Origin of the sequence: Mesotoga sp. HF07.pep.5.2.highcov, assembly GCF_003666285.1 — a bacterium.
Taxonomy (GTDB): Bacteria; Thermotogota; Thermotogae; order Petrotogales; family Kosmotogaceae; genus Mesotoga; species Mesotoga prima.
Genome location: NZ_JFHJ01000722.1, coordinates 1 through 9017, shown reverse-complemented (window position 1 = coordinate 9017; position 9017 = coordinate 1). Strand labels below are relative to the sequence as shown.

8 protein-coding genes are annotated in these 9017 nt (G+C 46.0%); 3 read left to right on the top strand and 5 right to left on the bottom strand.

All coding sequences use genetic code 11. From position 1 onward, the window contains the following. Nucleotides 1-273: 273 nt before the first annotated feature. The gene (locus BG32_RS15390) at nt 274-522 is read right to left on the bottom strand and encodes a DUF2442 domain-containing protein (RefSeq protein ID WP_006486464.1); all 249 of its coding nucleotides are present in this window, start codon (nt 520-522) and stop codon (nt 274-276) included. A gap of 550 nt (nt 523-1072) precedes the next feature. Continuing rightward, the gene (locus BG32_RS15380; protein ID WP_121527105.1) at nt 1073-3226 is read right to left on the bottom strand and encodes a hypothetical protein; all 2154 of its coding nucleotides are present in this window, start codon (nt 3224-3226) and stop codon (nt 1073-1075) included. Between the two features lie 546 nt (nt 3227-3772). Here BG32_RS15380 and BG32_RS15375 point away from each other — a divergent pair. From BG32_RS15375 to BG32_RS15365, 3 genes are all read left to right on the top strand, one after another. Continuing rightward, complete coding sequence (locus BG32_RS15375; RefSeq protein ID WP_006486457.1) at nt 3773-4981, top strand: ATP-binding protein; 1209 nt, start codon at nt 3773-3775, stop codon at nt 4979-4981. 714 nt (nt 4982-5695) lie between these two features. Continuing rightward, on the top strand, nt 5696-6292 hold the full coding sequence (locus BG32_RS15370; RefSeq protein WP_121527104.1) for a type IV toxin-antitoxin system AbiEi family antitoxin domain-containing protein: 597 nt from the start codon (nt 5696-5698) through the stop codon (nt 6290-6292). 77 nt (nt 6293-6369) lie between these two features. After that, on the top strand, nt 6370-7149 hold the full coding sequence (locus BG32_RS15365) for a nucleotidyl transferase AbiEii/AbiGii toxin family protein (protein ID WP_259459808.1): 780 nt from the start codon (nt 6370-6372) through the stop codon (nt 7147-7149). Between the two features lie 498 nt (nt 7150-7647). On the opposite strand, the gene BG32_RS15360 is transcribed toward BG32_RS15365, so the two are convergent. The 3 genes from BG32_RS15360 to BG32_RS15935 all read right to left on the bottom strand — a co-directional run. Further along, nucleotides 7648-8052, bottom strand: coding sequence for a putative toxin-antitoxin system toxin component, PIN family (locus BG32_RS15360; protein WP_121527102.1), 405 nt, complete (start codon nt 8050-8052; stop codon nt 7648-7650). Then, nucleotides 8036-8284: a type II toxin-antitoxin system Phd/YefM family antitoxin gene (locus BG32_RS15355; protein WP_121527101.1), complete on the bottom strand. Its 249-nt coding sequence runs from the start codon at nt 8282-8284 to the stop codon at nt 8036-8038. Before BG32_RS15355 ends, BG32_RS15360 begins: the two co-directional genes overlap by 17 nt. Nucleotides 8285-8782: 498 nt before the next feature. Further along, on the bottom strand, nt 8783-9017 hold a 235-nt coding region (locus tag BG32_RS15935; RefSeq protein WP_220660355.1), incomplete at its 5' end, for a hypothetical protein.

Here is a 9017-nt window from a genome sequence, read left to right as displayed (position 1 = left end):
GGAAGAGAGGGATGGCGGATAAGAGCTGGTGATTATCGGATTATCTATGAGATTTGTTAGCAAGATAAGTCAGTTACTATTCTGCATGTCGGACATCGCAGAAATGTATACAAGAATCTTTGAGACAGATTGTTGATGCTTCAATCGGATAAAAGGAACACCATCTTCTTAATAGTCGACTTCTGATTACGCTCCTGAAAGTAAGAAAAAGAATCGCTTTCCCGCTCTTTCGAAGAGCGTTTATCATGTTTCTTCAATTCATATCCTGTTTTCTCAACGAAGTGCTGCTATAGGCCTTGAATGATCAAAGAGGTACTCTGGGCAGATGTCCAGTCCATTGGACCATTGAATAGTATCAAAGCTGATACAAGCCGAGCAGAAAACTTTCGGGTCTCGTAGCTCCGAGAACTTTCCCTTGTTCAATATTCCCTCAAGATCTATCGCTCTCTCTTCCCCGTTACTGAACTCAAGTATTAACTGATATGGTTTACAGCTCTTTATCGACTTTACTCCAATACTCATGTCAATACCTCCATTATCTTAGGGGCTCTATCTTGAAGGGAAGTTCACCGTTTGTTACAAGCTTCCAAATTTGAAGATTCTCAATGTCCATCATCTATCCTCCTCAAAATGAACTGAGGATAATATATCATCTGAAAATTCACCATTCAAGTACTGTCGCGCAGTCATTTTCTTTTGAAGTTCAGCTTCCTGGCGCGAAAGCGCCAGCATCACTTCCCGACGCAGTCGGCCTCACTTCCCCAGATAATCCTCCGGGCATCACTTCCTGCGGAGCAGCATCACTTCTTAATTGATCGCCGATGCTTTTCGGCGCCTTGCGTCGAATCTCTTATTTCAGTTGGTTCTTCATCCCTGCGAAGCGGGCATTGCGACCTGGCGAAGCCAGCCTTGCGTCCACTGATGCTCCACAGTGCATTGCGACCGCCGATGCTTTTCGGCGCATCACTTCCCCGGATGCTCTTCCGGGCATCACTTCCCCGGATGGTCTTCCGGGCATCACTTCCTGGGATGCTTTTCCCAGCCTCACTTCTGCGTGAGTGTCTATCAGGAGCTAGCTCACTTCATCAAAGACCCTCTGGACTTTCTTGAGCCAGTCCTTACCGCCCTTGAGCTTGAACCAGTCTTCTCTGAACTCTTCTGCTAAGAGCTTAGCGTCGATCTTCTTCTGGGACCTGACGTCGCCATCGTCAGCCCTGTCAAAGTCCTCTTCATCCGGTTCGTCATTTTCGAGAAGATACTGAATGAAGTCAGGCAGCTCTTGAAGAATATCGATAATGATTCCTTCCGCCGCGTCGACCTCTTTGTTAAAGTAATTCATGAGCGCCTTTACGACTAACGCTTTGGGATCGTCTTCCTCGTTTATAGCTTCGAGCATTATTCTCAAGTTTTCGAAGTCCTTAGTCCTCCAGCGAACGATTGTCATACTGGTGAAAAGGTTATCGAGATCTTCGGGATTTACATATGGATCGATCGCCTCTATAACCCTTGATGCCTCCCTGTAGTTCTTGTCGTAGATCAGCTTCTCGACATACTTCTCTATAAGGTTTAGATACTCCCTGTTGGAAGGACTCTCCTCTTTACTCATTAAGTAAGCTTCGTCGTCTTGGTCAGCAATGTCATCTATGAAACCAACGGCCATTTCTCCCGAGAAAAGAAGGAGCTGCATGACCTTATCCATGTTTTTTGAGGGCATATACAGAAGAGTATTCACGAATTCGAAGTTGAAGATGTACCTGTCGCAATAGGCCGCAATCGCCTCGATTGCATCATCAAGATCGTTGTTTCTCATCACCGCGTTTATCAGCGTGTACATAGGCACTCGAGAATACTCCACTTCCTCCGAGTCGTCGGCTGAAACAAAACAAGGCTCCGTAATCTCTTCCAGCTCTTCGAAAACGTCTTCGAGATCGCCCATATGATCGTAGTCGGTTATCATCTCCTGATAAGCCAGTTCAAGATCGTCAAGAAAGTCTCGCGCCAATTCTAGAAGTAAGTAATAATCCGTTTCATCGGGCTTGCCATCACGCTTTATCTCAGTCGCGAAGGAATTGTCTTCCAGTTCGTACTTACTAGATAGCAGAAACCCTGCCGTCACAAGTCCGAAGGAATGCCTGAAAGCCTTCAAATACTCAATAAAACTCTCGACGTTTTCTTTCGTCTCCTCTTTATCTATAAGCGCGCTTGCAACAGCCAATAATGCTGCGTCTGCAAACTCTGCCTTGAGCATCTCCATAAGAGACGTCAATCTATCGAAAAGCTTCGAAAAATCATTTTGCAAGACTATCTGGTAAAGAAAGCCGTTTATAGTCAACTCGTCCCCACCGTTCAAAACAAAAGCTAGAATCGAATTTTCAAGCGAATCAAAGACTCGAAAGACGATTTCTCTTGCCCGCTCCCTCTCTTCGGCAATGTCGCTTCTATTCATGGCAACAGGAGCATACATCAAGTTCACGACTGAATACTGAGTAATGCTTTCAATCAGCTCCACGATTTCCTCCGCTCCTACATTCTTGTTCATGATCAGAGAAAGCATTGGAAGCTGAGAAGAAGTATCGCTTTCGGCTTTGGGAACCTGAAAACCCACGAGCGACCGAACAGCCTCGCTCATCGGATAAGAGGCTTCAACTGAAACCATGATCTTCTTTAGCTTCTCGGTAGTCTCACTTTTAAGCCCCTGCTTATCTACATTCTCGCAAAGAAAAGAGGCCAGTTCATTTCCCCAAAGGATCAGAGGGATATAGTAGCTGTCTTTGCTGTAATACCAGAAAAGACTGAGGTTCTCCCTCAGACTTGATTTCGATCTCGCCTTATCCTTATCCCCGAAGAGAGGAAAGAATCTCTTATCGTAGTCTCCGGTTTTTCCATAAAACTTGTCAACACTCGGCAACGACTCGTCTGCGCTCTTCAAAACCGAAAGAAGATTGTCCTCAAGAATTCTCGCTATCTCCTCTCTCTTTTGGAGAGAAATTGAGTCGTCGTGGAGCATGAGTCCGGCAACATAACCTCTGAAGAACCCGTCATCCATAATTTCTTCAACAGACACTTCCAGCATAAACCCGCTCTTCAAAGCCTCGGCCAACTTCACGGCTGTATCTTTGTCCAAAAAGGAGTCTAGCTCGGCGAGCGGCTCGTATACAGTGTAAGAATTCCAGTTCATCTCAAGCGCCTCGGCCAAAAGCGTAAGCTTCACAGTCTCTCTATCCATACATCACCTCAAAACCCTAGATATGAACAATCTTATCATCATTAAATGGAAAGGTTCACAGTTCACCGTTCAAAAACAATTCGAACCTCTCAGATAAAAGATCATTCGAGAAAGAGCATTGTCGATAGTTCGCTTCGCTCAAGAGAAAGCGAGGGACAGAGATCCTGACCGGAAGCATTGTCAGGATGACGTGCTAGGAACCGATTAACGCTGTAAGCGAAAATAGGGACTGACGGGATCTTAGCGTCTGTCCCATTTTTCGCGGGAGAGAGGGATCCTGCCCAGAAGCATTGTCAGGATGACGTGAAGGGAGTAAAACTGTCATCCCGTAGTGCTCCTGTACGGGATCTCATCTCTTCAGTCTCGTCCTCTCATTCTCTCACCCTCTCTCTTTTTTCTCTCTCTGTCTCTCTATCTCTCTTGTATCCCTTTCTCTCCTATTCTCTCTCTTTCGCAGAAAATGGAGTCCTATTCATTAGTCGGTAAAGTATATTAAACTCGAATCGCTAGAATGGTATAATGTAATGAACTAAATGGAGGTGCGCCATGGTAGACCTTCAACCTTTTTTTGAGATCCAGGAGAGACTTTTCAGTTCTGTTCCTACAGAGTTCAAGCGTTATGCATATGAGCTTATTGATTGGAATGATCCACTTCTGGGAATCGTGGGAGCCAGAGGCTGTGGAAAGACAACTATGCTTCTGCAGAAGATCCTTGAGAAAGGACAGAAGGGCTTTCTATACATCTCCGGGGATAATCCCTTAGTTCTCAGAGAGGGAATATATGCCATAGGAGACACGTTCTTCAAGCTTGGCGGAAAGACGTTAGTGGTAGATGAAGCTCATAGACAGCCAGGATGGGCAAATGATATCAAGGCCTTACATGATTCGTATCCGGGAAAGCAGATTCACTTCTCGGGCAGCTCTAGATACTCCGTAATGAAAGGGACCGCAGACCTTTCAAGGCGGGCGGTATTGAGTGAACTAAGGCATCTCTCATTCAGAGAATTCCTCAATCTGGAGAAAGGCGAAAACTTTCCCGCAGTAAGCATTACTGAGCTCCTCGAGAATCACATAAATATCAGCAGAAAGCTTCAGAAGCTACATCCGCTGGAGCTGTTCAGGGAGTACTTGAGAGCCGGTTCGTACCCTTTTCGGCTTTCGTACGGTTCTTACTACGAGAGAATACTAAACACTCTGGACAAAGCGATTTATCAAGATGTTGTAGAGCAAGACTCGCTGAGAGGCGAGGCAGCAACAATCATTAAAAAGATCATCGCCTTTGTGGCAACCAGTGTTGTTCCTTCAATCTCTCCCGAGTCGCTTTGTAAGGAGTTAGGAATAAGCAAAGTCACCTTATACACCTATCTAGATTCTCTCGAGAGGGCAGGAGTTCTGAAAAGAGTCCTTCCATGCGGAAGAGGAATAAAAGGAATGCGCAGCGGTTCAAAAGTCTTTCTCGGTGAAACCAATCTCTATTATGCTCTCGGCCTACCGCAATGGAATCTTGAGGCAAACATGGGAACGATACGCGAAGCCTTCTTCGTTTCGCAAGTCGGTCATCTGGGGATTTGCGTGCCTGCCAGCGGTGACTTCACCCTGAAAGAAAAAAACAAGGAGATAACTTTTGAAGTGGGTGGTCCAGACAAAGGAAGACGCCAGCTTAAGGATTCCTCAAACGGATTCGTACTGCGCGATGGTATCGAAATCGGATTCGAGAACATCATCCCGCTGTTCCTCTTCGGGTTTCTCTATTAGCGGCGAGAAAAAAAGGAGTGACGATTCTCCTAATGTCTGTCCCGTTTTTTCCGCATGAATCGAGATCCTGACCAGGAGCATTGTCAGGATGACGTGAAGGGAGTGACACTGTCATCAAGCCAACGCCCTCGTGCCGTCATCCCGTAGTGCTCCTGTACGGGATCTCGTGTAAAAGATCCGCTGTTCGCTAAAGAACGAAAAACCCGCTGAACGCTGTGAAGGCTTCGTTGTCAGGCAACGGTCCACCGTTTTCCGAGAGGATCAAAACCGGATCCCGAAACAAGTTCGGGATGACAATCTGAGGACACTTCGGAAACGCCGCGAGGGGCAGGGATCCTGACCAGGAACGTTGTCAGGATGACGTGAAGGGAGTAAAACTGTCATCCCGTAGAGCCTGCCCTGAAGCGTTCCTGTTCAGGGCCTCTGCACGGGATCTCATTCTTCTTGTTGCCTTGCTCTTCAAGCGATTAGTGTCTTCTAGCAAGCGGCCAGCGGTTCTTAGCCGGTGGACCCATGACGGTTGGCCTGGCAGGCTTGCCACACAGCAGCATCACTTCTTGAAAAGTTCTTTTCCGGCATTGTATCCGAAGGTGATTTACGGCGCATCATGTCAAATGGCATATAGTAGCCTCACCTGACGTCAAATAAAACCCAGTTGTACTAACGTGCGTTAATATGATATTATTAAAGCACGTTAGTACAGAAGGTGAAACGATGAATGAGTTTGAAAAGATCAAACAAATCGCTGCCGAAAACAATGGTTTTGTTGAAACCTGTGATGTCGTAGCAGAGGGAATTAGAAAGGAAAAGCTAAGACGGCTTCTTGAGTTGGGACAGCTTGAGAAGGTCTCGCGGGGGGTGTACGTCTTATCAGAAAGATTAATAGATGAGTACAAGATACTCCAGATGAGGTGCAAATCCTGTGTCTTCTCTCACACAACATCCCTCTATCTACTCGGTCTCTCAGACCGGGCACCATCCAAATACCACATTACTGTACCTCAGGGATCAAACGTAACGCATCTTTCGAAAGAGCGCAGTGATCTGGTCTTCCATTACGTGAAACGGTCGCTTTTTAACCTGGGTTTGGCCAGTGTTAAGTCTCCTTTTGGAAGCACTGTAAGATCTTACGATTCCGAAAGAACCATCTGCGATCTGCTAAAGGAGAAAGACGAGTTTGATATTCAGATCGTCTCGAATGCCTTGAGATCTTACTTCAGGGGCACGCATGATATTTCGAGACTATCGAAATACTCTCGCATTTTGGGAGTTGAAGATCTCTTGCATACTTATACGGAGGTTCTGCTCTGATAAACCCGGAAAAGCTGAAAAACGAGATTCGTAAAATCGCCGCAGAGAAAGACTTGAAGGCGGGAGAGATTCTTCACATGTTCATGTTCGAAAGATTTATTGAGCGAGTGGCTAGGTCCTCATACAAAGAGTTCTTCATATTGAAAGGTGGGCTTCTAATCGCATCTATTCTAGGTATTGGGCAGAGAACGACAATAGATATGGATACTACAGTCAAGAACCTTTCAATGAAAGAAGATACGCTCAAAAGAGTTGTGACCGAAATAATCGACACAGCGGTTGATGACGGGGTTAGTTTCAAATTTGAGCGAATAGTGACAATCCGCGAGGAAGACGAATACAACAACTTCCGTGTTTCCTTGGAAGCAAGATTGGGTCGAATCAGAATTCCAATGAGAATTGACATGACAACTGGAGATGCTATAACTCCCGGAGAAATTGACTACCAGTATCGCTCAATCTTCGGAGAAGAGGTAATCGTCATAAAAGCATATACATTGGAAACGATACTCGCCGAGAAATACGAAACTATCTTGAGAAGAAGTGTCTTGAGTTCTCGTCCTAGAGACCTGTACGACGTTCACACGCTTTTCAGACTGAAGAAAGACCAAATCTCCACCCCCACACTAAAGAAAGCAATTGAAAACACCGCGCGTAGACGAGGATCATCGAGTATACTAGCTCATTACGAAAGCGTTGTCTACGAACTCATTGACTCTGAGTACCAGAAAAGACTTTGGGAAAAGTATCAAAATGAAAACAGCTATGCCAAAGGGATTCAGTTCAACGATGCGGTTGAAACAGTGAAGATAATCGGTGACCTTCTCAAAACCTCTGATACACTGGGTTTTCATTGAGTTGCAGCGGAACGTTCTTTCGATCCTGAGTTCAGGATTCTGATCACGAGCATCGTCAGAATGACAGTATGTGACGACTTCTTAATAACCTAGACCGTCATGACATAGTGTCTACTGCACGGGATCTCGCGTAAAAGATCCGCTTTGGCTGCAAGCTGAATGCCGTAAGCGAAAATAGGGACTGACGGGATCCTAGCGTCTGTCCCCATTTTCGCGTCCTTCCAAGGACGGCTCTTGTCGCTATTGTCGGAACAGTCCAGAATTTGACGGACCTGTCGGCCAGGTCGGAGTAATAAAACCTCTGTGCAGGAGGAAGAACCGGGATCCTTACCAAGAGCATTGTCAGGATGACGGGCAGGGCTGTCATCCCGTGATGCACCTGCACGGGATCTCGTGTAAAAGATCCGCTGTTCGCTAAAGAACGAAAAACCCGCTGAGCACTGTAAGCGAAAATAGGACTTATCGGCTCCTGGGGTCCCTTTTACGCGTAATGGAGCATCAAAAAGATTCACTCAGATATTGGGCTGGCGTCTTGCAATTTACATTCCCAGTTAGTGGACTTTCAAGGCAAAGTTTATCGCCGGTTATAAGCAAAGCATTTCGTGCTGCCGCCAATGAAATGAAATGATTGTCGGGAAAATTATTGCTGTAAGGAAGCAACCTGTAGTCATCTACAATCTCAACCATCGTTATAAAATAGTCTATGAAATTGGAGAGGTGTTCTAATTCAATGTGCCTGTACTTTTCCTTCCCTTTTAGTTTCTTTATGAGGCTTCGTAGCTCCTGCACAAATATCAGCGGCTCGATTACCCCCTGGTCTAGTGCCTTAATAACGGCCTTGCTACAAGTTCTGGAACCGAGAGCCGCCGAAATCACAACATTCGTATCAATAACGACCTTCATCTTTCATCTCTTTTCTCAGCTCGTCTAGAACTTGCAGCCCCTCTTTTTCACTTAGCCCGATCTTTTCTGCTTCTTCTTGTGCCTTTGAAAGATAGTATTTCATTAAGTCTTCCTTAGAGACTGGTGATATCTTCATCACCGGAACCCCACGCCTTAAAATCAAGAGTTCTTCATTTCTGTCAACAATCTCGCTGAACCTGTTTCGAATATCTCTAACATTAACCGTCTTCATTTCAATCACCTCAATAGTATTGTATCACTTAGGTGATTTATGATGATACATATGTATCACATAAGTTCTTGATCAAGCACGCTCTGATTAACTTCCTGAGGGGCGCGAAGGTCGGATCATAGAAACCGCTGCACGATGTAAGCCAAAATAAGGACTGAACAGCCCTAGATGTCCCGCGATTGTCCTCTCTACGCCTGAACATGTTTCAGCATCCTGTTCTAAGAGAAGCTCTGCGCTAAAGAACGATGCCCGCCAATCGAGGTAAGCGAAAATAGGGACTGACAGGATGTTAGCGTCTCATTTTTTCGCGAGGGGCAGGGATCCTGACCAGGAGCGTTGTCAGGATGACAGGTAGTAGTAACACTGTCGAAAATAGGGCCTGATTGGTTCCTTTGGTCCTGTTTGTCGCGAGACACAGGGATCCTGACCAGGAACATTGTCAGGATGACGTGAAGGGTAGTCAACCCCTAGGGTCTTCTCTGATGAGCGCCTCTTCTGTCATCCCTTTAGCCTGCACTGAAATCCACTCACGGGCGAACAGCCGTTCGCCCCTACAAAAAGAATCGCATAATCGTCTGACATTGTCATCCCGTAACATTTCGAATAGGGGACTGACGGGTTCCTGACGTCTGTCCCATTTTTCGCGTCTCTTCCAAGGACGGCTCTTCTTGCTATTGTCGGAACAGTCCAGAATTTGACGGACCTGTCGGCCAGGTCGGAGTGATATAATCGC

What these genes read in the sequence shown, in the direction of transcription:
- BG32_RS15390 (WP_006486464.1), bottom strand. Translation starts at nt 522, where the DNA reads ATGAGTATTGGAGTAAAGTCGATAAAGAGCTGTAAACCATATCAGTTA.
- BG32_RS15380 (WP_121527105.1), bottom strand. Translation starts at nt 3,226, where the DNA reads ATGGATAGAGAGACTGTGAAGCTTACGCTTTTGGCCGAGGCGCTTGAG.
- BG32_RS15375 (WP_006486457.1), top strand. Translation starts at nt 3,773, where the DNA reads ATGGTAGACCTTCAACCTTTTTTTGAGATCCAGGAGAGACTTTTCAGT.
- BG32_RS15370 (WP_121527104.1), top strand. Translation starts at nt 5,696, where the DNA reads ATGAATGAGTTTGAAAAGATCAAACAAATCGCTGCCGAAAACAATGGT.
- BG32_RS15365 (WP_259459808.1), top strand. Translation starts at nt 6,370, where the DNA reads ATGTTCATGTTCGAAAGATTTATTGAGCGAGTGGCTAGGTCCTCATAC.
- BG32_RS15360 (WP_121527102.1), bottom strand. Translation starts at nt 8,052, where the DNA reads ATGAAGGTCGTTATTGATACGAATGTTGTGATTTCGGCGGCTCTCGGT.
- BG32_RS15355 (WP_121527101.1), bottom strand. Translation starts at nt 8,284, where the DNA reads ATGAAGACGGTTAATGTTAGAGATATTCGAAACAGGTTCAGCGAGATT.